The organism is Bacillus sp. UNC437CL72CviS29 (assembly GCF_000482345.1).
Classification (GTDB): domain Bacteria; phylum Bacillota; class Bacilli; order Bacillales; family Bacillaceae_G; genus Bacillus_A; species Bacillus_A arachidis.
Map to the genome: position 1 here is coordinate 112,675 of NZ_AXVB01000009.1, position 22,100 is coordinate 134,774.

At 35.4% G+C, this 22,100-nt stretch carries 22 protein-coding genes; 5 read left to right on the forward strand and 17 right to left on the reverse strand.

Annotated features, from left to right (window positions below):
• Nucleotides 1-37 precede the first annotated feature (37 nt).
• On the forward strand, nucleotides 38-1,117 hold the full coding sequence (locus M014_RS0109905) for a DUF3900 domain-containing protein (RefSeq protein ID WP_026591582.1): 1,080 nt from the start codon (nucleotides 38-40) through the stop codon (nucleotides 1,115-1,117).
• A gap of 342 nt (nucleotides 1,118-1,459) precedes the next feature.
• Here the strand turns inward: M014_RS0109905 and M014_RS0109910 are convergent, their stop codons facing one another.
• The 5 genes from M014_RS0109910 to M014_RS0109935 all read right to left on the reverse strand — a co-directional run bounded on the left by M014_RS0109910 (nucleotide 1,460) and on the right by M014_RS0109935 (nucleotide 4,615).
• On the reverse strand, nucleotides 1,460-2,293 hold the full coding sequence (locus tag M014_RS0109910) for an exonuclease (protein ID WP_026591583.1): 834 nt from the start codon (nucleotides 2,291-2,293) through the stop codon (nucleotides 1,460-1,462).
• 262 nt (nucleotides 2,294-2,555) lie between these two features.
• On the reverse strand, nucleotides 2,556-2,756 hold the full coding sequence (gene cspB / locus M014_RS0109915; RefSeq protein WP_003198964.1) for a cold shock-like protein CspB: 201 nt from the start codon (nucleotides 2,754-2,756) through the stop codon (nucleotides 2,556-2,558).
• Nucleotides 2,757-3,173: 417 nt separating this feature from the next.
• On the reverse strand, nucleotides 3,174-3,791 hold the full coding sequence (locus tag M014_RS0109925; RefSeq protein WP_026591584.1) for an acetate uptake transporter: 618 nt from the start codon (nucleotides 3,789-3,791) through the stop codon (nucleotides 3,174-3,176).
• 69 nt (nucleotides 3,792-3,860) lie between these two features.
• A complete protein-coding gene (locus tag M014_RS0109930; protein ID WP_026591585.1) occupies nucleotides 3,861-4,277 on the reverse strand; it encodes an NUDIX hydrolase in 417 nt (138 codons plus the stop codon).
• Nucleotides 4,274-4,615 (reverse strand): ASCH domain-containing protein, encoded by a 342-nt coding sequence (locus M014_RS0109935; RefSeq protein ID WP_026591586.1) that lies wholly within the window; start codon nucleotides 4,613-4,615, stop codon nucleotides 4,274-4,276. The genes M014_RS0109930 and M014_RS0109935 overlap by 4 nt, the downstream gene beginning before the upstream one ends.
• A 216-nt stretch (nucleotides 4,616-4,831) precedes the next feature.
• Here M014_RS0109935 and ric point away from each other — a divergent pair, with 216 nt between their 5' ends.
• Both ric and M014_RS0109945 read left to right on the forward strand, forming a co-directional pair.
• Nucleotides 4,832-5,539 (forward strand): iron-sulfur cluster repair di-iron protein, encoded by a 708-nt coding sequence (gene ric, locus M014_RS0109940; RefSeq protein ID WP_026591587.1) that lies wholly within the window; start codon nucleotides 4,832-4,834, stop codon nucleotides 5,537-5,539.
• Nucleotides 5,540-5,710: 171 nt separating this feature from the next.
• On the forward strand, nucleotides 5,711-6,463 hold the full coding sequence (locus M014_RS0109945; RefSeq protein ID WP_026591588.1) for a (S)-benzoin forming benzil reductase: 753 nt from the start codon (nucleotides 5,711-5,713) through the stop codon (nucleotides 6,461-6,463).
• Nucleotides 6,464-6,501: 38 nt separating this feature from the next.
• On the opposite strand, the gene M014_RS0109950 is transcribed toward M014_RS0109945, so the two are convergent.
• From M014_RS0109950 to M014_RS0109975, 6 genes are all read right to left on the reverse strand, one after another.
• Nucleotides 6,502-7,335 carry a GNAT family N-acetyltransferase gene (locus tag M014_RS0109950; RefSeq protein ID WP_026591589.1) on the reverse strand — a complete coding sequence of 278 codons (834 nt, stop codon included), beginning with the start codon at nucleotides 7,333-7,335 and terminating at the stop codon, nucleotides 6,502-6,504.
• 66 nt (nucleotides 7,336-7,401) lie between these two features.
• Nucleotides 7,402-8,910, reverse strand: coding sequence for an argininosuccinate lyase (argH, locus tag M014_RS0109955; protein WP_026591590.1), 1,509 nt, complete (start codon nucleotides 8,908-8,910; stop codon nucleotides 7,402-7,404).
• A 125-nt stretch (nucleotides 8,911-9,035) separates the two neighbouring features.
• On the reverse strand, nucleotides 9,036-10,145 hold the full coding sequence (locus M014_RS0109960) for a serine hydrolase (RefSeq protein WP_026591591.1): 1,110 nt from the start codon (nucleotides 10,143-10,145) through the stop codon (nucleotides 9,036-9,038).
• 133 nt (nucleotides 10,146-10,278) lie between these two features.
• A complete protein-coding gene (locus tag M014_RS0109965; protein ID WP_035414817.1) occupies nucleotides 10,279-11,211 on the reverse strand; it encodes a nucleoside hydrolase in 933 nt (310 codons plus the stop codon).
• Nucleotides 11,212-11,469: 258 nt separating this feature from the next.
• On the reverse strand, nucleotides 11,470-12,900 hold the full coding sequence (panF, locus tag M014_RS0109970) for a sodium/pantothenate symporter (RefSeq protein ID WP_026591593.1): 1,431 nt from the start codon (nucleotides 12,898-12,900) through the stop codon (nucleotides 11,470-11,472).
• A 3-nt stretch (nucleotides 12,901-12,903) separates the two neighbouring features.
• A complete protein-coding gene (locus M014_RS0109975; protein WP_026591594.1) occupies nucleotides 12,904-13,182 on the reverse strand; it encodes a YhdT family protein in 279 nt (92 codons plus the stop codon).
• A 271-nt stretch (nucleotides 13,183-13,453) separates the two neighbouring features.
• Here M014_RS0109975 and M014_RS0109980 point away from each other — a divergent pair, with 271 nt between their 5' ends.
• Complete coding sequence (locus tag M014_RS0109980) at nucleotides 13,454-14,938, forward strand: aldehyde dehydrogenase family protein (protein WP_026591595.1); 1,485 nt, start codon at nucleotides 13,454-13,456, stop codon at nucleotides 14,936-14,938.
• 39 nt (nucleotides 14,939-14,977) lie between these two features.
• Here M014_RS0109980 and fabG read toward each other — a convergent pair whose 3' ends face one another.
• Nucleotides 14,978-15,718, reverse strand: a complete 741-nt coding sequence (gene fabG, locus M014_RS0109985) for a 3-oxoacyl-ACP reductase FabG (RefSeq protein ID WP_026591596.1) — start codon at nucleotides 15,716-15,718, stop codon at nucleotides 14,978-14,980.
• A gap of 132 nt (nucleotides 15,719-15,850) precedes the next feature.
• Between fabG and M014_RS0109990 the strand changes: the two genes are divergently transcribed.
• Nucleotides 15,851-16,000, forward strand: coding sequence for a YfhD family protein (locus M014_RS0109990; RefSeq protein ID WP_026591597.1), 150 nt, complete (start codon nucleotides 15,851-15,853; stop codon nucleotides 15,998-16,000).
• 74 nt (nucleotides 16,001-16,074) lie between these two features.
• Here M014_RS0109990 and M014_RS0109995 read toward each other — a convergent pair whose 3' ends face one another.
• From M014_RS0109995 to M014_RS0110015, 5 genes are all read right to left on the reverse strand, one after another.
• A complete protein-coding gene (locus M014_RS0109995) occupies nucleotides 16,075-17,934 on the reverse strand; it encodes a terpene cyclase/mutase family protein (RefSeq protein WP_026591598.1) in 1,860 nt (619 codons plus the stop codon).
• 101 nt (nucleotides 17,935-18,035) lie between these two features.
• Nucleotides 18,036-18,461: a divergent PAP2 family protein gene (locus M014_RS0110000; protein WP_026591599.1), complete on the reverse strand. Its 426-nt coding sequence runs from the start codon at nucleotides 18,459-18,461 to the stop codon at nucleotides 18,036-18,038.
• A gap of 78 nt (nucleotides 18,462-18,539) precedes the next feature.
• Nucleotides 18,540-19,481, reverse strand: coding sequence for an EamA family transporter RarD (gene rarD / locus M014_RS0110005; RefSeq protein WP_026591600.1), 942 nt, complete (start codon nucleotides 19,479-19,481; stop codon nucleotides 18,540-18,542).
• A 195-nt stretch (nucleotides 19,482-19,676) separates the two neighbouring features.
• Entirely contained in the window at nucleotides 19,677-19,931 is a 255-nt protein-coding gene (locus M014_RS0110010) for a DUF1294 domain-containing protein (protein WP_026591601.1), read from the reverse strand.
• Nucleotides 19,932-20,139: 208 nt separating this feature from the next.
• Nucleotides 20,140-21,519: an APC family permease gene (locus M014_RS0110015; RefSeq protein ID WP_026591602.1), complete on the reverse strand. Its 1,380-nt coding sequence runs from the start codon at nucleotides 21,517-21,519 to the stop codon at nucleotides 20,140-20,142.
• Nucleotides 21,520-22,100: the final 581 nt, after the last annotated feature.

A 22,100-nucleotide genomic window follows, 5' to 3' on the forward strand; every position in this document is an offset into this window, starting at 1 on the left:
CTGATAAGAGTCAATGAAATGAAACAAGGTGATAAATATGGATTTTGAAATAAATTTCCTTTCTTTCTATGTCGTACAAGTAGAAGGAAAAGGTGAACAAGCAGATAAGCGATATAAGCATTTCCAAACGTTAGATGCTGAAGAATATGAAGATAGCCCTTTAAAAGAATTCTTAGATGGTGAATTATTAAAAATATCTAAACGTAAAGTAGAACGCCATGCAAAAACCGAACAAGCCCCAACAAAGATCGGTCGATTTATTGTAGAAGCTGGGCACGAATTCGATTCCAATCCTCATTATAATTTATTTAATCGTATCCGATTTGCAGAAACGAAAGAGAATTTCAAAGATATGAGCGAACCTCTCGTTTATACATATATCGATACAAGCGCAGTACGTGGTGGTGTATTTTTAGTTGCTCAGGCAAAATTACGTAAATACTTTGACGACCCGTTCGTATTCGTTATGAAGTGTGACTTCGAGCCAAAAGTTGCTTCCATTTCTGATGAAGCAACACTTATTCATAACGTGGAAATGGCAATTACAACAAAAAATATGAAATCCATTCAATACCCATATATGCCGGAAGAAGGCATGGTAGAAGTAGGCGAACTAAAAATACACCAAGCATCACACGCCCGCTACTTTGAGGATTTCTTAAAATTCGTAGAATACGAACGTTCCATGCCTGAAATTATGAAAACACAAGTTATGGATATGGTATATGACCAAATCGAAGATGTATTTGAAGAAGGCACAGAAGAACGCGAGCAATTTGACCAAGCAATGGAAGTATGGGCTGCAAGTCCGAAGCGTGAAATTATGGAACAGTTTTCAACGGAAGAAGTACTGGAAGCCACAGCGCAAATCGTCGAGCATGCCCCTGAGGTTGAACTGAAAGTAAAAGCAGATCATATTTCTGTGAAGGCCTTACTTGCAGATTTCGGGGATCAGATCCATATTGCGAAGGTAAACGATAGGTATGTACTCATGATTGAAGCGGATACACTTACATTTGAGAAGGGATTCTCTCCTATTGAATTTTTGAAGCCAGATGAGTTGCAGGATGTGATTGAAAGGATTGAGAAAAAAGCTTCCAACCCCAATCAATATTAAAAGTTACATTTTGATCGAGCGCTAATTTATAGTGCTCGATTATTTCCACTCACATTTCTATCACCGCGTTACTACAGTATTAAAACCTCCGATTAGAAAAATCACCAACTTAGAAAGATGATGTATGAAGACGAGCTCAAAGTGAGATAACCAAAAATAAAATTTAAAAGCCCACTTATTAATAAGAATAATTATTTCATTCACCTCAAAAAATACTACAATTTCACAAATTAGATTTTGGAAAACTTGTATACATATACTCCTTTTTCTACTAATTAAAGAAATCTAGGTAAAAGGATACGCCTTATAAAAATTATTTCCAACAGCCACCCTAACTTTTGACTATACATCATTCATTTCTTCTAATACGCGTAATTGCTGGTTTCCTTTCTGTACAGCAACAGTAAAATATTCCTGTAAAAGCAAGATTGTATCATCATGAATATAATACCGTTCCATTATATGTTCCCATGTCTTGCTATTATAAAAATCCTCCCAATTAAATTGAACATGCTCTTTTTTCTTTAATTCTTTAAATACCCATCTTTTCATTTTCTTTTTTGCTTTTTCGGTCAATACACCGTTCTTAGCAAGTACGAGCTCTTCATTTCTTTTATATCGCTTATAAATATCCTTTTCCTTTGATACTTTAAGAAAGATATTTACGGTGTTCTTAGCGTCTGCAAAGGCACGGTGCTGTTTGCCTTCCCATTCTAATGCGAATTGCTCCACCGCAAATTTCAAACTTGGTGTATGTATAAATAATTGCTCATATGCTTGAAATACAAATTTTTGCAAATCAAATTTCCTTTCATTCTCTATATTAGGGCATTCTATATTATGTAGTTTACAATCTTGCGCAAGAAATCTATAGTCCTCCTTCCCCCATGTTATAAACATATAGTCACCTCCAGCAAATTGAAGAAATCGCTCCATTACCTTTGGAAACTTTTCTACCCCTTTTAAATCTTTCTTTGTAATTCCCGTTAATTTTGTTGTATGACGAGTCAGAGGTGCTATCGGTTTAACAAGTGAAGAAAATCTCTCAATAATACGCATTGTACTTGCTTCTACCTTAATTGCTCCAATATCAACCACTTCCAATGGATCTTCCGATTTATAAGGCCGAAAATTCCTCTCAACATCAAATACAATATAATATTTAGGTTCATTCAAGTCACATACCTCTTCCTTGTCTAATTATAGTTTTAACTATATAGTCCCCACTGTACCAGTACAAAAAACAAAATTTCTAAAAAAGATTACAGGTTATTTTTTGAATTTTAAGACAAAAACACCCAAAAATTTTTATAAAACTTCAATCCATGTTTTTTCTTTATCTTCGTCAAATTATTTTCAATGATATATACTACAGGATAAAATGGATTAAATCCAACAAAAAAAAGGAGAAGGGAAATCCCTTCTCCTTTTCATTCAATTACTTCTTAACTACGTTAGTAGCTTGTGGTCCACGGTTACCTTGTTCTACTTCGAAAGTAACTTCTTGACCTTCTTCTAAAGTTTTGAATCCTTCGCCTTGGATAGCTGAGAAATGAACGAATACGTCTTCTCCGCCTTCAACTTCGATGAATCCGAAACCTTTTTCTGAGTTAAACCATTTTACTTTACCGTTTTGCATGAAAAAATCCTCCTACAATGTACCTATATGTACATATTCATTTTCGACCACTTTACAAAATAATAAGGACATTAAAAAACTGCAACCTCAGAGGAGATTTAACATTGCTATCCTCCTCTGAAGTTACAGCTCATTTAAATCTCTATATTATTAAAAGTAAAATGGTTTATAATTACTATATCATATCAATATAATAAAAGTAAAGCTGAATTCCTTATTTTTTTTGTAGATCTTACACAATGCTTTTCTCCCAGTGCATCACTTTCGATTTTCCAGCCCCTGCTACAACATAATTTTCCCTTTCATTAACAATTCGCTGGCTATGTCCTTTGATTGATCCACACACCATAATTAACCCCTCTCTCTATTTGTATAAAAAAAGCACGACTGACTATTCTTGTCACTCGTGCTTTTTTCTTATTTTTTAAAAATGCCAAATGGCTTTCCTACTGGTAATACAACTTTTCCGAAATGTGTATTTAATACAGCTGCTGCTGAACCATAGAAAGATAGTAATGAAATACATAGTTCAGAATACGCTGCTAAGCTATGCATAGCATGTGGCATAACACCTAAAGTACTAAATGAAAGACCAATAAATAAGAAATCAATAAGTACAAAAATCATAAATAATACTTTATGTGTTTCCATTGCTCCAATTGTCATAAAAATCGTAAAGATTAAATATCCAATGAAGGCTACTCCAAGTTGTTTTGGATCTACAGCTTGTGCTAATTTTTCACCGAATACACCTAATTGAATTAACCAAGACGTTCCAACGCCTAGCCAAAACAGACCATATGCACCAAATGCAGTTGTACCGAACGTATTATTATGCTTTGCATCGTGAACGCAAGCAAAAAGTTGTGCAAATCCTCCTAAAAAGATTGCCCATGGCAATACAAATGCAACACCATCCGTTAATCCTAATTTTTGTGATGATGCTACAAGTGTTACCATTGCTAATCCAAATAGACCAATTCCAGATGGATCCGCTGTTGTCATTTTTACATGATGTGTAGTTTGATTACTCATAAAAAACCTCCTGATTTTGAACACATACTTGAATACAATACTGAATTCAGAAGGCCATGTCAATGGTTTTTATTGTATGTCGTCAGACTTCATACTTTTGTAGCGATGCACGATCATTTCCGCTACTTCATACGGCTTGATATTTAGATGTAATAGCTCTTTTATAGGGATCCAAACCGGAATATATTGGCCTCTATCAATCCTTGTAAATTCTTCACCTTTTCCTGAACCAAAAAGACCTCCAATGATACGGGCTTCATAAAAATACTGCGTACCTTTATACTCATACTTCGTAACAAGCTTTTGAATTTCAACGTGCACGCCCAGCTCTTCATAAACCTCACGTATTGTCGCTTCTTTAGGTGTTTCATTTTCTTCAATTCCCCCACCTGGAAATACAAAATACACTTCATTGTTTCGAATACGTTTTATTAGAACAATTTGTTCCTTCTGTATAATGAGAGCTGCACCTCGATTTCGGATCACGCTATCACCTCAACCCCAATCGCAACTGTCCCCCATTTTTGCTCTTGTTCTTTTGTATATATTTCATATGTACTTGTTAGCATCTCTTCTAAACTCCAATTTGCACAGTCCATCAACTCTTTATCAATATCCTTATACATTTCTTGAAATGTTTTATAACATTTCAATTCCGTTACCTTTACACGAATTGTTTCTTTTGTTGTTAAATTTATAAATTCGATTTCATCATCTTTTTGTATATTCTGACGTTTTTTGTCATATAAACGTACTTCAAATACCTTTTTTCCAGATTGAATAGATTGAAACGGCTCATCATATAGCCCCATTTTATGTTGCACTCTTCATCACCCTGCTTCATTATATCATGTAACCCTTCTTCGTTTTTTTGATTTTTCCGTCATTACACTCCTCCCCTTTCTATTGTGGTGAAGGAAATATCACACCATATACAAAACATTCATAAACTCTCCAATATATTTGTGATTCTAATCACTCCGACCTCCTTCCTAAACCATTATGCTAAAAACATCCAAATGAACAGAGGAGTGTTTGATATGACTATACCTTTTACAAAAACATCTATTGTTGGTGAAATAGTTACTACTTTTCCACAAGCAAGTGATTTATTTAAAAAACATCGCATTGATTTTTGTTGTGGCGGGGACAAAACAATCGAAGTAGCGACACAAACAAAAGAAATTTCCCCTGATGAACTTTTAAAAATATTGAATGAACAATACACTTTATATCAGTCAAAAAATAATGAATCTATAAACTGGAGTGAAGTTAATTTTTCAACACTAATTGACCACATTATCCAAAAACATCATCGCTATATTCAAGAAGAATTACCGCAACTAAGTCCATATGTAACAAAAGTATTTCGCGTACATGGTCAAACAGGGTCTCACTTAAGTGCCGTTCACCGACTTTTCCATGAGTTAAAATTAGAACTGGAACAACATATAATCAAAGAAGAAACTCTTGTATTTCCACTTATCAAAAAATACGAACAAAACCCAACTCAAGAAAATTTAGTTTTGGCAATCGAAAAGCTTGAAGAATTAGAACAAGAGCATGATGGAGCTGGCGATCTTATAAAAGAATTACGAATTATTACAAATGACTTTACTCCTCCAGAGCATGCATGTCGCACATATCGCATGGTCTATAATCGTCTAGAGGATTTTGAATCCGATTTATTCCAACACGTACATCTTGAAAACAACATTTTATTCAAGCGATTACTTGCTATCCGCTAAAGCCAATAAGCAGCGAGGATTATTTTCCGCTGCTTATTTTTTCTTTAACTCCAACTATAATCTGCTACTAATTACTTCATTTATAAAAAAAATCCTCTATACTTTATAAATAGATTATGTACACCACATAATTAAAAAATCCCTATACATATGAGAGGAGTTCAATATACTATGAGATATGTTATTGTAACAGGTACTTCACAAGGATTAGGCGAGGCTATCGCTACACAACTACTAGAGGAAAATACACAACTTATTTGTATTTCTAGAGGACAAAATGAAAAACTTCTTGAAAAAGCAAAACAAAAAGGTATTTCTTTCACATTTCACGCAATCGATCTCCAAGATGTACATCATTTAGAAACTCATTTCGAAACAATCTTTTCATCTATCGAAGAAAAAAGCGTCTCTTCTATCCATTTGATTAATAACGCCGGTACACTTACACCAATAAAGCCGATTGAAAGATCTGAGAGTGAACTTTTGATCACAAATGTACACATTAATTTAATCGCACCGATGATTCTTACTTCATCATTTATGAAACATACGAAAAATTGGAAAGTCGACAAACGTGTTATCAATATCTCCTCAGGTGCTGGACAAAAACCTTACTTTGGATGGGGTGCTTATTGTACAACGAAAGCTGGTTTGAACATGTTTACACAATGCATCGCTACAGAGGAAGCTGAAAAAGAATATCCTGTTAAAACCATTGCCTTTGCACCAGGTGTTGTGGATACAAATATGCAACAGCAAATTCGCCAAACAGAAAAAGAAGATTTTACTAACTTAGATCGATTTATCGCTTTAAAAGAAGAAGGAAAATTACTTTCTCCTGAATATGTTGCAAAAGCTGTTGTTCATCTTCTAGAAACTCAAGATTTTAAGCAAGGTGGAATAATTCGGATTGATGAAAATTAGTTTCATAGCAAAAGGCTCGCTTGTATGCGAGCCCTTCATTACATCGGTTCTAAAAATATTAATACAGATTCCATTATCAGTTCATATCCTATCTCTTGATAAATCTTATTTGAAGTCGGATTCGCTAAGTCCGTATATAAAGTAGTTGTTTTATAGCCTCTTTCTAACATATGTTGACTAAGAGCAGCTACACAATTAGAAGCATACCCTTTTTTACGTTCGTCTTTCGGTGTATATACAAAATTTACTGTAATATTACTCTTAGTTGGTCTTGTAATTGCAGCTACCGAAACCAATCTTCCATCCACTTCCCACCCAAACAATCGATTTGTACTTACTAATGTATTTGCAGTTTGTTTGGCTTTTTCTTCCGTAGTAGGTAATTGAACGTCTTCACAAAATTGGTACACCCACTTTTCAATAGATGGTAATTCACTGCTATTTATTTGGCAGAAAACACCATGCGCATCCCATTTTTTCTTTACTTTTTTTAATTCATACACACCTTGATTCATACGAATAGAAAGCTTCTTTTGTTCTAGTTGTGCAATCTCTTCCGCTAATTGTTTCACCACTCTTTTTTCACCAATCAATCCAGGTATATCTGGATACACCTTTGTTAATCGTTTCGCTATTTCCTGTATAGTCTCCCCCGAAACTTCGGATTTAGCAACAATCATTTTCTGCTCCTCGGTTTGAAAAAATATGAGAGCAATTTTTTCATTTTGCTTTGCCACTGCCATAAACAACGGATTCTCCGTGAACTGTAACACACCTAATAATAAATTATTCTCTTGTTCATTCCTTTCTAAAATAGGAGTAACTTCCTCCTTAAAACAAGAAACTTCCTTATATATCTGTAATTGAATCATTGACAATCTCTTCCTTCTATTTATATTTAAATAGAATATTAGCGACTAATTCACTAAATCCTGCTTTTATGATTCAATAATATTCAAGACTTTCTCCATCACTTCTTTTTCAGCTTGTAGCATCCGTTGTTTTTCTTTGTCAAATTTAATTTCTTCTTTCTTAAAATCCTCTTTCCTCTTTCGAATCATGCGTATCATTTCCGTTTTACTCGGCCCACCGTATACAGTTCGTTTTTTAACAAATGCTTCAGGTGATATAATGTCATCCCATTCTTTTTCTGAAAGCGTTACATGAAAGTTGTCTTGTAGGTACATATTGATTTCAGAAAAATTTAGTTCATACAACTCTTTTTGTTGCTGTATAGACATTTTGGCAATATAACTTGCAGCATGATGAGCGCGCCGAAAAGGAATCTTATAATTTTTGGTTAATGTTTCTGCCAGATCTGTTATCGTAATCGCATGTTTAAACGATCGATTTCTTAAAACTTCATCTTCCACCTTCATTGTTTGAATCACTGCATTCATTATACAAAATACACGAATTGCTTTTTCAATTCCTTCATATAAATAAGGTTGCAAATCATCCTCTGTATCTACAATGTCTCCAAATGGTGTATTATGAATCATTTGAAATACAGTGAAGGTTTCTCCAAGTACACCGCTAACAAGAGCACGAGCATGTTCAATAGAAACAGGGTTCCGTTTTTGTGGCATTATACTGCTAATTTGTACATACGGACTTGCAACAGTAATCCCATTGTATTCTTTTGTTGCTAGTAGTAAGAAGTCATGGAGCCATCGACTGCTATTTGTCATTGCCACCATAATTGTCGCACTTGTCTCTAATAAATAATCTGCGCTCGCAATAGCGTCATATGAATTTTCAATAACACTTGAAAAACCGAGCAACTTTGCAACTTGCTGTCTATTTATAGGAAAGCTTGTAGTAGATAGAGCAGCTGCTCCTAAAGGAGATTGATTGACAAGATGATATAGGTTCCAAACTCTCTCTAAGTCCCGCTGCATCGTATCATATATCGCTAACATATAGTGACCAAATGTTGTTGGTTGCGCGGGTTGTGTGTGCGTATAAGCCGGCATGATTGTTTCTATATGTTCGTTTGCCACTTCTAACATACTTTCTTGTAAAAGAAGAAAATGCTCTATATACCGTAATAAATAGCGGCGCAAACTCATTCGATACATCGCGACTCCCATATCATTTCGACTCCTGCCGATATGCATATTACTTACAAAATTATGATTCGCTTCTTGCTCAATTAAATGTTCTACTAAAAAAAAGAGATCTTCATGTTCCTGCTCATACAATAATTGACTCTTTGGGATTTGCGCCACTTTCTCTAACGCTGTTAAAATAACTTTTGCATCTTCTCGCCTCATTAATTTTTGTTCCACAAGCATGATAATATGAGCCCGATGAATCATAAACATCTCTTGCAATAAATAATCTCGCTGAAATTGAAACACATGCTGTAACACACAGTTTGCATAGGTTTTTCCAGGGAAATTAGCGCCTTCACTCTTTATAAATTCTTCGTTACCCTGTTTCATCACTTTTTCCCCTTTCGCCCAGTTATTTACTAATCATCATACCCAGAGCTTCTGAAAAGGTGCTTGTATGAAGTGAAACTTTCATTAACTGAACAAAAATAACCCCGGTGCTTCACGCATCGGGGTTATTTAATAACAGTTGCATCATATTTTTCATTTTGTAACACTTGGAAATGTAGATTTCGCAAGTGCTTACGAAGCTCTACACTATCATCTTCATTCAATTGGTTTGCTAAAAACACTATTTCTGTACAATTCCCAAGTTTATCAGTGGCATAAACCGCTTTTGCTAATGTCCACGGCGTATACCCATTTTTTTGCCCAGCATGTCTAAATGACTTACGGTACTTTTTTGCTTTCATGTCCGTTTCAACAAGATTCGCCCACTCTTTTTCTTCAGCATCTGTAAAACCTTTTTTATGATTCGCTTTTTCCAAAAGCACCATATAATCATTTGCGGATGCAGCTGGCAACTTGTCTGACCATATTTTTTCATATTTCTCTTCTAAATATAGCGGAATTTCTTTTTGTAATAACGGCCCTTTCTCTTTTAAGCGTTCATGTATTAACACAGCATAACGACGGTATTCTTCTGGGGGCATTTCTTTTAACTTTTTCTCTAATTTAGATTTTGGAATATGCAATTCCTTATGCAAATATCCTGGAATATATAAAGAAGAAACAATAGGAAATAACGGTTGATGCGAAGGAAGTGATAAGTTTTGTAAATTTTGATTAATATGATCTAATCCAAGTTGATCCATTAAATACTCTGTATTGGCATTAGAACTAAACTTTATCATGCCTTTTGCAACTTCCTCTAAAGAAACTGCATTTCCATCCATTTTACCAGTTCTTATTAAATACTTTTGCCAACGATCCTGTGCACCACCATCTGTATTTGGAATATAGTAACGATTTACATCATCAATCGACACATAACTATTTGGATCAATTCTCCCATCTACAACTTGTTTCGTAAATTCAATTGCGACAATTAGCTTCATCGTGCTCGCAACCGGTAACACAACATTTGGATTAACAGAATAAACAACTTTATCATTTCGTTTTATAAGTAAGGCACTATTTTTTTCATCTTTATGTTCTTCAACAAATGAAGCAATAAATTGAGCATCATCATTATTAGAACTCCAAACTTTTTTCACTAAAAAGTTACCGGATATAAGCACTATGAATACACCAATGATTCCCGCACATATTATAACTTTTCTCAAGTGAATTCCCTCTCCCAATTCATATCTTTTATCTTTTATCTTTTATCTGTTATATATAGTTATACACAAAATAATAGAGACGATTATCTAAATAATCGTCTCTATTATTTTAACTTGTAATCTTATATTATGTCTATGTCATAATTCGAACAAAATTTTCAACAAATTTCTTATAATTTAATTTCCACCCAATTCTTACCCAATTTTTAAGTGCTTTTGCATCAGGTTGTGGCCTGAAGTCAGCAATACTTTCACCTTTTGCACTACCTTCTAAATCAACTTCTACTTTCCGATATACATATTCAATCATTGAAGGATTTACAACTGCCATTATCGTAAGCACATCATGAATGGGACTTCCTGTAATTTTCGGATTTATTTTCTTATATGCTTTATAATAATATTGAAATATAGGTTCAATTAATTTGTTAAATGCAGTTTGTGAATGTTTTTTTATATATTGCACAGTTTCAGGTGTAACGATTGATTCACTTGTAACATTTAGAGGGATTAATGTTACGTTTTTTGCATACTGCATGACTAAATTTGCAGCAAGTGCATCACCATGAAAATTCGCCTCCGCTACAGGGGTAACATTCCCTGGAATAAGGAAAGCACCGCCCATACAGTAATATTCTTTTACATTTTGCATTATATCTTTCCCTAATATAAACGCCGTTGCTAAACTTGTTGATCTCCCTGTATCCACAATAATAATTTCTTTTTTATAACGCTGAATTATGTCAAAGATCGCACAAAACGATTTGATATTTGGTTGAATCGTTTTCGGAGGGCGAATTGGTCCTAATCCTTCCGCTCCATGAATTTCCGGATAATATGTTGTAAATTCACCCGACAATGGCATTTTTGCTCCATTTATAATAGGTATATCTTCTCTACCTGCTAATTGCATTAAATACGCTGCATTACTCGTTGCTTGTTCTTGTGTTACATTTCCATATCCAGTTACAATCCCAACAATTTCAATCTCAGGATGTAACAGCCCATACATAATGGCTAAAGAATCATCAATCCCAGGATCCCCTAAAAAAAGTACCTTTTTCATAGGCTTCAACTCCATCCCATCAATTGTTACTACTTTATGAATAACCAAAAGGATGCAGAATAAAAAACTTCATTTTCATCATAACGTAAAACTTAAATCATCTCCTACTAATCAGGCTTTTACATGCATTCTGGTCCCTAGCCTAAATTCTTATCTTGTACTGAATTTTGAGGTGAAGTCTTACGGCTCACGAATAGCCGAATAAAAAACCACAGTGCTTTTCACCTTTGAAAGCACTGTGGTTTTGTTTTACTATTTCTATTCTTTTTTCACAGTCAATACACTACCAATTATATAAGCAATAAAAGCAAAACAAATCGGAAAGACTACTGTATGTATATGGAACGGATTTGGGAACCAAAGATGGATGACTACATAAGATCCTACTCCAACTATTATGGATGCAAGCGCACCACATGCATTCCCTCTTTTCCAATATAATCCTAAAACAATTGGCCAAATAAATGCTGCTTCTAAGCCACCAAAAGAAAATAAATTTAACCAAATTAAGAAATCTGGTGGTTTAATAGCTGCTACGTACACAAGTAAACCAACGATTCCAGTAATCCACAAGCTTCCTTTTTTGATAGCCGTATCAGTAGCCTTTTCATTGATGTAGTTCACATATATATCTTTAATAATTGATGAACTTACAAGTAATAAAAGTGAATTTACAGTTGACATAATGGCAGCCATTGGGGCTGCCAAAAAGACTCCAGCAAGCCAAGGTGGCAATACTTCCATTGCAAGAAGCGGCATCACTTTATCTGGTACCGTTACACCTGGAAGCACCACGCGTGCAAACACACCCGTTAAATGCATACCAATCATAATTGTACCGACAACAATTGTTCCGATAATTAAAGCTTGATGCATTGCTTTTGAATTTTTATAAGACATCGCGCGCACGCTAATTTGTGGTAATCCAACCACACCAACACCGATTAATATCCAAAATGATGTCACATACGTTTTCGTTAAACTACCATCCGCTCCAAACGGCGTAATTAAATTCGGATTAATTTGAACGAGTTCCTGCATAATCTTTTCAATTCCGCCACCAGCAATCACCGTTGCAATTAAAATAATTGTCGTTCCCGCCAACATAATAATGCCAAGCAATGTGTCAGATAAAGCGACTGCACGGAATCCACCAATTAAAACGTATATAAGTACGGAAAATGTAAAAAGAAATAAAGACGCTGTATACGAAAGACCTGTTAACGATTCAATTAACCTTCCGCCTCCAACCCACTGAGCAACTGTTGCTGAAAATAAAAAGATAATAATACATAGTGCTGAAAGAATGACCACTGCTTTATGATTATATCTTCCTTTTAAGTAGTCAATAAGTGTAATTGCCTCCATCTTTCTTGCAATGATTGCAAATTTTTTACCAATTACCGTCAAGACGATGTAACCCGTTACAACCTGGATTGCCGACAATAATACCCATCCAAGTCCCATATTATATGCAATTCCAGGTCCCCCAATAAAACTACTCGCACTACCGTACGTAGCAATCATTGTCATAGCTAATAATAAGCCGCCTAGCTCACGTCCTCCAAGAAAGTATTCTTGTAAAAATTTATTATGAGCCGTTGCTTGCACACGCCTTGATGCATATACACCAATTAAAAATACAACGATAAAAGAAATTATCATTGGAATTATTACGTACCAATTCATTCATCATTCCTCACTTTTTTCTTCCTCATCGAGCGAAATATCTTGAAATGCAAAACGCACGATTAAAATAAGAAGTATAACTACTACAACAAAACCGACTATACAACTATAAAAAAACCATGCTGGAAAACCTAATACATATGTATATTCACTTGGATCCTTACTACCAAGCCCATAAGCAAACCCATACCATATTATAAAATTAATAAAAGCAAGTCCAAGACCCATTAACGCTTCTTTATGGGCAATTCGAAAGCGTGGATCATCATGATAATCCTTCATTTTCTCCCTCCTCTCACGATGTATTATTGTAACATTGTTCTTCTAGTTTTTCCTAATAGAAAAGAAAAATTAGAGGGATTTTTTTAAGATACAGTAGCAAGTCCGGTATTACATACTTTTTACAATTGTAACGAAAATGAAATTTGAATTTTCAATCTTCTTTATTTATGATTTAAATTAGAGGTCTTTCAACTAGTTTTTCACAACCCTATTGCAGGAATAAACGCCGTCTCGCACTGCGTTTACACTATATTTCCAAGGGGGTTATACAATGAGTCAATTAGCTGTAAATCTTCATGAAAAAGTAGAGCAGTTTCTTCAAGGAACAAAAAAATTATATGTGAATGGAGCATTCGTCGAAAGCGCTTCCGGTAAAACATTTAAAACTCCTAACCCAGCAACTGGCGAAACACTTGCAATCGTTTCGGAAGCTGGTCGAGAAGATATTCATAAAGCAGTAATCGCTGCTAGGATTGCATTTGATGAAGGACCTTGGTCCCGGATGAGTAGCGCCGAGCGCAGCCGTCTTATGTACAAACTTGCAGATTTAATGGAAGAACATGCAGAGGAACTGGCACAACTTGAAACATTAGATAACGGAAAACCAATCCGTGAGACGTTGGCAGCAGATATTCCTCTTGCGATTGAACATATGCGTTATTACGCTGGCTGGGCTACAAAAATTGTCGGTCAAACTATTCCAGTTTCCGGTGAATATTTTAACTACACGCGCCATGAAGCAGTTGGTGTTGTTGGACAAATTATCCCATGGAACTTCCCTCTCCTAATGGCAATGTGGAAAATGGGTGCTGCCCTTGCGACTGGTTGTACAATTGTACTAAAGCCAGCAGAGCAAACACCTCTTTCTGCTCTATACTTAGCTGAATTATTTGAAGAAGCTGGTTTCCCAAAAGGTGTTGTCAACATCGTACCAGGATTTGGCGAAACAGCTGGACAAGCGCTTGTGAATCACCCTCTCGTTGATAAAATCGCATTTACAGGTTCGACTCCTGTTGGTAAACAAATCATGAGACAAGCTTCTGAAACACTAAAACGAGTTACATTAGAACTTGGTGGTAAATCACCAAATATTATTTTGCCAGATGCTGATTTATCTCGTGCAATCCCAGGTGCACTTTCTGGCGTTATGTTTAACCAAGGACAAGTGTGCTGCGCTGGATCACGTTTATTTATTCCAAAGAAAATGTATGACAATGTTATGGCTGACCTTGTTCTGTATTCGAAAAAATTAACACAAGGTGCAGGTCTAGATCCTCAAACAACCATTGGGCCTCTTGTTTCAGAAGAACAACAAAAACGCGTTATGGGATACATTGAAAAAGGTATTGAAGAAGGTGCAGAAGTACTTTGTGGTGGAAACAAACCATACGAACAAGGCTATTTCGTCGCTCCAACTGTATTTGCAGACGTGAATGATGAAATGACAATTGCAAAAGAAGAAATTTTCGGCCCTGTCATCTCCGCATTGCCGTTTGATGATATTGATGAAGTAATTGAACGTGCAAATAAATCATCATTTGGTCTAGCTGCTGGTGTATGGACAGAAAATGTAAAACATGCACACTATATCGCAAGCAAAGTCCGCGCTGGTACTGTATGGGTAAACTGTTATAACGTATTTGATGCAGCTTCTCCATTTGGTGGATTTAAGCAATCTGGTCTTGGCCGTGAAATGGGATCCTATGCATTAAATAACTATACAGAAGTGAAGAGTGTTTGGGTGAATCTGAACTAACGAAAAGAGCCTGACTCATGCAGTCAGGCTCTTTTCCCATTAAACTTGTAATCCACCACTCACATTTAATACCTCGCCTGTAATATAAGACGCATACTCTGAAGCTAAAAAAGCCGCTGTATTTGCGATATCTTGTGGCGTTCCAATTCTTCCAACTGGAATTGCACCAACCATCTTCTCTTTCACTTTATCTGGTATGGTTTTTGTCATACTTGTATCCATAAAACCGGGACAAATGGCATTACAAGTAATACCAAATCCACCCACTTCTTTCGCTGCCGTTTTTGTTAATCCAATGACACCTGCTTTCGTTGCGGCATAATTTGCCTGCCCAATATTCCCTTCTCTACTAATTGAAGAGATATTGATGATACGTCCAAATTGTTGCTGCCTCATATAAAGAAGTGCTGGTTGCATACAATAAAATACACCCGTTAAATTCACCTGCAACACTTGCTCCCAAGCTGATTTCTCCATTTTATGTAACATCGCATCTCTTGTAATTCCAGCGTTATTCACTAAAATATGTAACCCGCCGAATGTTTGAACCGCATATTCAATTAATGATTTCGCCTCATTTTGATTACTTACATCACAAGGATATAAACTCACTTCATACCCTTGTTCCAAAAATTCATTTATTGTTTCCTTTAATTTCTCTTCGTTTACATCGCTAATTAATACCTTTGCTCCAAGCTTTGCAAACGTACGAGCAATCTCCTTACCTATCCCTTGTGCTGCCCCTGTTATAACCGCTGTTCTCCCATTTAAAAAGTCCATTATTCTCCCCCATTTCTATCGCTTATACTGTATATTTCGGCTTTCCCTTTTCCAAATCCTTTTTGTATAAAAAAGTCTATTTGTGTCAAACTAAACTTGCAACATAGCATAAACACAAGGAGATTGTGTCGAATGAACAAAAAGGATTTAAAGCGAAAAATAGCCTCTGATGGCATTGATGTCGAGTTCTCACGTGAGCTCGCTGACCAAGATGACTTAGAAGCAAACGCTCGTGCAGATGCCGCCGATGCACGTCAAAAACACCAATCAACAAAAAAATAAGGTGTGATTCATTACCTTGTTCTTTTCAATTGGAACCTACTACCAACAAAAATAAACCGAGACAAATTCTCGGTTTATTTTCTATATTTTTTTATATAGTGAGCAAAAGTAAGAAGGGGAAATATATAATGATAGCTATGATAGTGAATGTAAAATCCACCTGATAGCCCTAAGCCTGTAGGATAATCTTGATTCTCCATTGATTGTGTAAGTAAATAAGAAATCCCTTTTCGAATGGTTGGTGTTTCTATATCGTAATAAGCAATAAGCGCATCGAGTGCCCATGCTGTTTGTGATGGTGTACTAAAAGGTAACGAAATAAATTGCCTTTCTATACTACTTCTGCAAGACTCGCCCCAACCTCCATCTCTATGTTGAATATTCTCTAACCACGCGACTGCTTTTTGCAAAGCTGTGTGATTAGGCGAGACTCCTATAGCACGTAAACCTGTCAGAGCTGCCCAAGTACCATATATGTAACACACTCCCCATTTTCCATACCACGATCCATTTTTCTCCTGTGCATTGATTAGCCATCTTATTGCTCGATTTCTTCGTTCACCTTGTAATTCATGTGACGCATACCTTCCAAAAAACTCCAATACCCGCCCTGTAATATCTGATGTAGATGGATCTGTAAGCATATCGTTTGCATTTTCAAGAGGAAAATGCGTCAGTAAATGATTGGTTACACCCTTTTCAAAAGCCGCCCAGCCCCCATCAATATTTTGCAATCCTCTCACCCATTGGATTCCTTTCTTCCACGCTCCTTCTACTTTTGGATTCCCTCTCCTACTTCGTGCTAACGCTCTAAGTACAGCTGTTGTATCATCATTATCCGGAATTGTCGTATTTATATCTGAAAATCCCCATCCCCCAGCTTCAAGTGATGGAGCATGTACACTCCAATCTTTTTTCTCTTTATGTTGTTTTTGCAGTAAATAACCTGTTGCTGTTTGAATCATTTTGTTGTCATGCGTTACACCCGCTTCTTGCAACGAATAGCTTAATAAAGCCGTATCCCACACTGTAGATGGTGAATTTTGAAGATGTAATCCCTTATCCATATTCCATATATAAGATTTCACTCCTAATACTGCCTTTGAAATAAGCGGCGACTGAATTGAATGCCCAAGTGCAAGTAGCGCATAAATCATGTAAAATGTAGCACTCGCATAACTGTATAATGTTCCATTTTCATCAATCCGCTCAATCATAAAACGCTCTGCTTCCCTGTCCCCTTTATGATGCAAAGATAAGGGGTATGATAAAAACTTCTTCACATCTCTAATTAGCGTTTGAAACAGCGGTGAACGTTCTTCTCGGAACCACTGCGTCTTACTCACTCCTGAAATATGATCTAAATTAGGAAGTATTGTGCTTGACACAGTAAATCGCTTATTCATGCAAATCATCGCTGGAATTAAGTGAATACGAGCCGAACTACTTAGCTCAAATATACTGAGTGGGGAATCTTCGGGTAAAAATAAAATCGGTGTTGGAAAGTGAAACAACGAAGGATATTCATATCCACCATGAAGCGCTAATAAAAATTTTGTCATAAAGTGAGCGTGTGTAATCCCACCTCGTTCACGAATAAATACTTCTGCACGTTTCATATTTATATCTTCTTTCGTGTATCTTCTAGAAGCGAGTAAAGCCGCATATGCCTGAATTGTAGCGGATAAGTTACCGACAGATTCGTCTTCGTATAACTTCCAAGTTCCTTCATTTGTTTGAAGAGATGCCAGTCTTGCAACAAACGGCTCTATTTCTTGATCTTGACCTAATAATTTAAGCAAAAAAATCATATGGCAATCTGTTAATGGAGAACCTTCAAAACAAAATCGCCATGTTCCGTCTTGATGCTGCATCGTTTGCAGTGCAGTAATTTTTCGATTGACTTCCTCTCGCACTTTTTCATATAATAACACTCTTTTCACCCACCCTTTCTAAATCCGTATACGATATTCCACTTTACAAAAAATTATGTATAAATAAATAAAAGCAGAACATATAAAAATACATGTTCTGCTCATAAACAATATCCAATTGCAACTACAATACCTAATATAGCTCCCACCACAACTTGATATGGTGTATGTCCGACAAGCTCATTTAATTTCTTATATTCTGTTTGTCTACCGTGAAAAAAATCATTTAAAATCTTCGCCTGTTTACTTACCGCAAGTCTTACCCCAGATGCATCATACATTACAATAATTGCAAAAATAGCGGCCACTGCAAATACCGCACTCGTTACACCTTCCACCATCCCAACACCTGTCGCTAATGCAGTAACTGTTGAAGAATGAGAGCTTGGCATTCCTCCAGAAGCAAAGAATTGTGCGAAATCAAATTCTCCCGCCTTGATTAATTTAAAAATGACTTTCGCTAGTTGCGCCAAAAACCAAGCGAGTACAGCTGCCATCAGCGGATCGTTATGTAAAATTGTTTCCATTTTTCCAGCTCCCTACTTGCAGTAATGGAAATTCTATACTTATAAGTATAAAGAAAAAAGCGTAGAAAATACTACGCTTTATGATACTTTTGCTGATTTATTTTTAAGAAACTTCGGTTGCTTTTCCAATAAAAACTTTGTTTTAGCGACCGAAAATATGAAAAGTGCAATCCAAATAAAGAAAAATGCCGTCATATGTGCCGATGTAAAATGCTCATGGAACACAAAAACCCCTAAAATAAGATTAATGGTTGGTGCAATATATTGTAAAAACCCAATCATATATAGTGGAATAAGTTGTGCTCCTTTGGCAAAATAAAAAAGAGGTAATGCAGTAACAACCCCTGCTCCCATTAAAAGTAACGTTGAAGTAGACGAAATAGAACCAAACGAACCAAAACCATGGTCACCAATCATAACTAAATAAATGACTGCAAGAGGCGTCACAATCATTGTTTCCATCGTAAGTCCTATCATTGCATCATAATTCAGTAACTTCTTTGTTAATCCATATAATCCAAATGTAAACGCAAGTGAAAGGGCAATCCATGGAATTGAACCGTATCGGAACGCTAAAATAATAACACCTATTCCCGCCAAACCAACTGCAACATATTGCCAAAAGTTAAGTTTTTCTTTCAAAACAACTGTACCAAGTAAAATACTTACAAGAGGATTAATATAATAACCAAGACTTGCTTCAATGATATGATTTTGATTCACAGCCCATATGTACACAAACCAATTCCCACTAATTAAAATAGAAGCAATCGTTAATGATGTTAATAATTTAGGTCGTTTAAAAAGACTCACAAGCTCGCTCAGAAATTGCCCCATTCGCTTTGATACTCCTAAAATTAATAACATAAAAACAAATGCCCAAACAATGCGATGCGCTAATATTTCTTCTGCAGGAACTTCCCCCACCCATTTCCAGTAAATGGGGAGAACTCCCCACATCATATAAGCACCCGTCGCATATAAAATCCCTTTCTTTTGCAGTGCTTTTTGACTCTCCATCTTCCCTTTTCTCCTCTTCTTTTTTCTCTTCATTATAAGGTGTAGCTTTAAACCTTTACAAATATTCTCTCCCTATCTTTTTCGACAATATAATTCCCTTTTCAAACAACTTACTTATCATTTATATATACATGCTTTAGAACCTAGTAAAAACAGCTAAACTCCTTTTAAAAACCTAATTGGTATCACCTCAACCTAAATCAGCCATATAGCATATGAGGTTATAGCAACAAAAAGCGGTATACCAATTTTAAATTTATTTTTATGAGTTTTATGGTGAAAAACATACATTCCAATCCACGTTCCGATTGCTCCCCCTGCTGCAGACACTAAAAACAATGTACTTTCAGAGGTACGCCATTGTTTTTTCACAGCCTTACGTTTATCAAGCCCCATCATCGAAAAAGCAATGACACTCATACACAATATATACATACATTTTACGAACATTATTAATTCTCACTTCACTATCTTTTTTAATTTAATTCTTTGTACAATAATAGATTTTTTATTTATATACAAATAAAAATCGCTGTAGACAGTAAAGAATTACTTGTAAACAAGCTATCTTTTCAGCCTACAGCTGCTATTTCAATTATTTATCCCACTATTCGCAGGAAGTAAAGCTAAATTGATGAGGGCTAACACCCCATACACTTTATGCCCCATTTCCCCTTACATTACTATGCTTTTTAGCATACACAAAATAAACCAAAATACCTATTATAATCCAAACCATAAAACTGATTAAAGTTACTTTAGAAAGATTTAAAGCTAAATACATACAACTGATTATTGACATTATCGGTAAAAAAGGAACCAATGGTGCACGAAATGGCCTTTCAATATTTGGGTGTGTTTTACGGAGTACAATTACCGCAATACATACAAATATAAAAGCTGTTATCGTTCCCACATTTACTAAATTCGCCAATAAATTCAAATCTACAAGCCCCGCTAAAAGTGCTGCGAGAACCCCTGTAATCCACGTATTAAGAAATGGTGTTTGAAAACGTTTATGTACACTTGAAAGCTTTTTTGGAAGTAATCCATCACGACTCATTGAGTAAGATACCCGTACAAAAGCAAACATAGCTACCAAAAGAACAGTAGTTAAACCAGCAATGGCTCCTACTGATAACAAACCTGCAATTTTATCCTGTCCTACAACACGCAACGCATAGGCAACTGGATCAGCTACATTCAATTCAGTAAATGGTACCATTCCTGTTAAAATAAATGAAACACCAATATAAAGAATTGTACAAATACATAACGATACAAGAAGACCAATCGGAACATTGCGCTGTGGGCGTTTCACTTCTTCAGCTGCTGTAGCAACTGCATCAAATCCTAAAAAAGCAAAAAATACAGTAGCTGCTCCTCCAATAACACCATGAAACCCAAACGGAAGAAATGGTTGCCAATTCTCTGGTTTTACATACTGTCCACCTACAATAATAAATCCTACAATAACTGCAAGCTTAATAATAACCATTATATTGTTAATGCGTGCACTTTCTTTCGCACCACGACTTAACAAAAATGTAACAACTAAAATAATACAAACTGCAGGTAAATCAATGATTCCACCTTTCCCCATGCCCGGTGCCGAGGCAACAAGAGTAGGGATTTTAATATGAAATCCTAGAAGTAATGATTGAAAATAAGCGGACCACCCAGCTGCTACTGCAGAGGTCGCTAATAAATACTCTAACATGACACACCACCCAACTATAAAAGCAAAAATTTCTCCTAATGTAATATATGTATAAGAATATACACTACCGGATACTGGAACAGTAGAAGCAAATTCAGCATAACAAAATGCCACACAGGCACAAACAAGTGCAGCCAATACAAAAGATAGAACAATTGCTGGGCCAGCATGTTTCGCTGCCACAATACCCGTTAATACAAAAATACCAGTTCCAATAATTGCCCCGATTCCTAAAAGAGTTAAATCAAATGCTCCTAACGTTTGATTCAACACCCTTTTCTTTTCTTCATTCATTTCCTTTTTAATTAGTAGACTCATCAGTAGAAACCTCGTTTTCAATATAATCCCTTACTAAGTACAACCTCTTTTATTCTGTTTTAGAGTTTTTATAATTATTATTTTTAAATAACTATAAATTTTACTTATTTCCAAACTAATTTTTTAAAAATGCAAAAATTCAAAATATACATTTAAAATTACAATGTGATATTCTTGCAAATGATGCATCACTAAGAAACAGAATTGAATTTATCATATAATTAATTCAATTGTCAATAATAAGAGCACTCTTTTTATAATGGATAATTATGTAACAAAAAGTATTATTTCATAATTTAAAATCATGCGATTCTAATCATCACCAGGTATATCCCCTGATTTATTTTTCTAATATTAATATTCCATTCACTATACCCTACAAGATACATATGCACTCCACTATTTCATAATCGAAATTGTTTTTGTGAAATAAAAACTATAGTTACTTGATTGTATCTTAACTCTATTATTTGCATGATTTAAATTTCATATCATACATTTACTTTTTATTATTAATTCAGAAAATAAATTTTTGGTTGCTATATAAATTTCGTATTAGTATAATAAAAAACGTTGTGAAT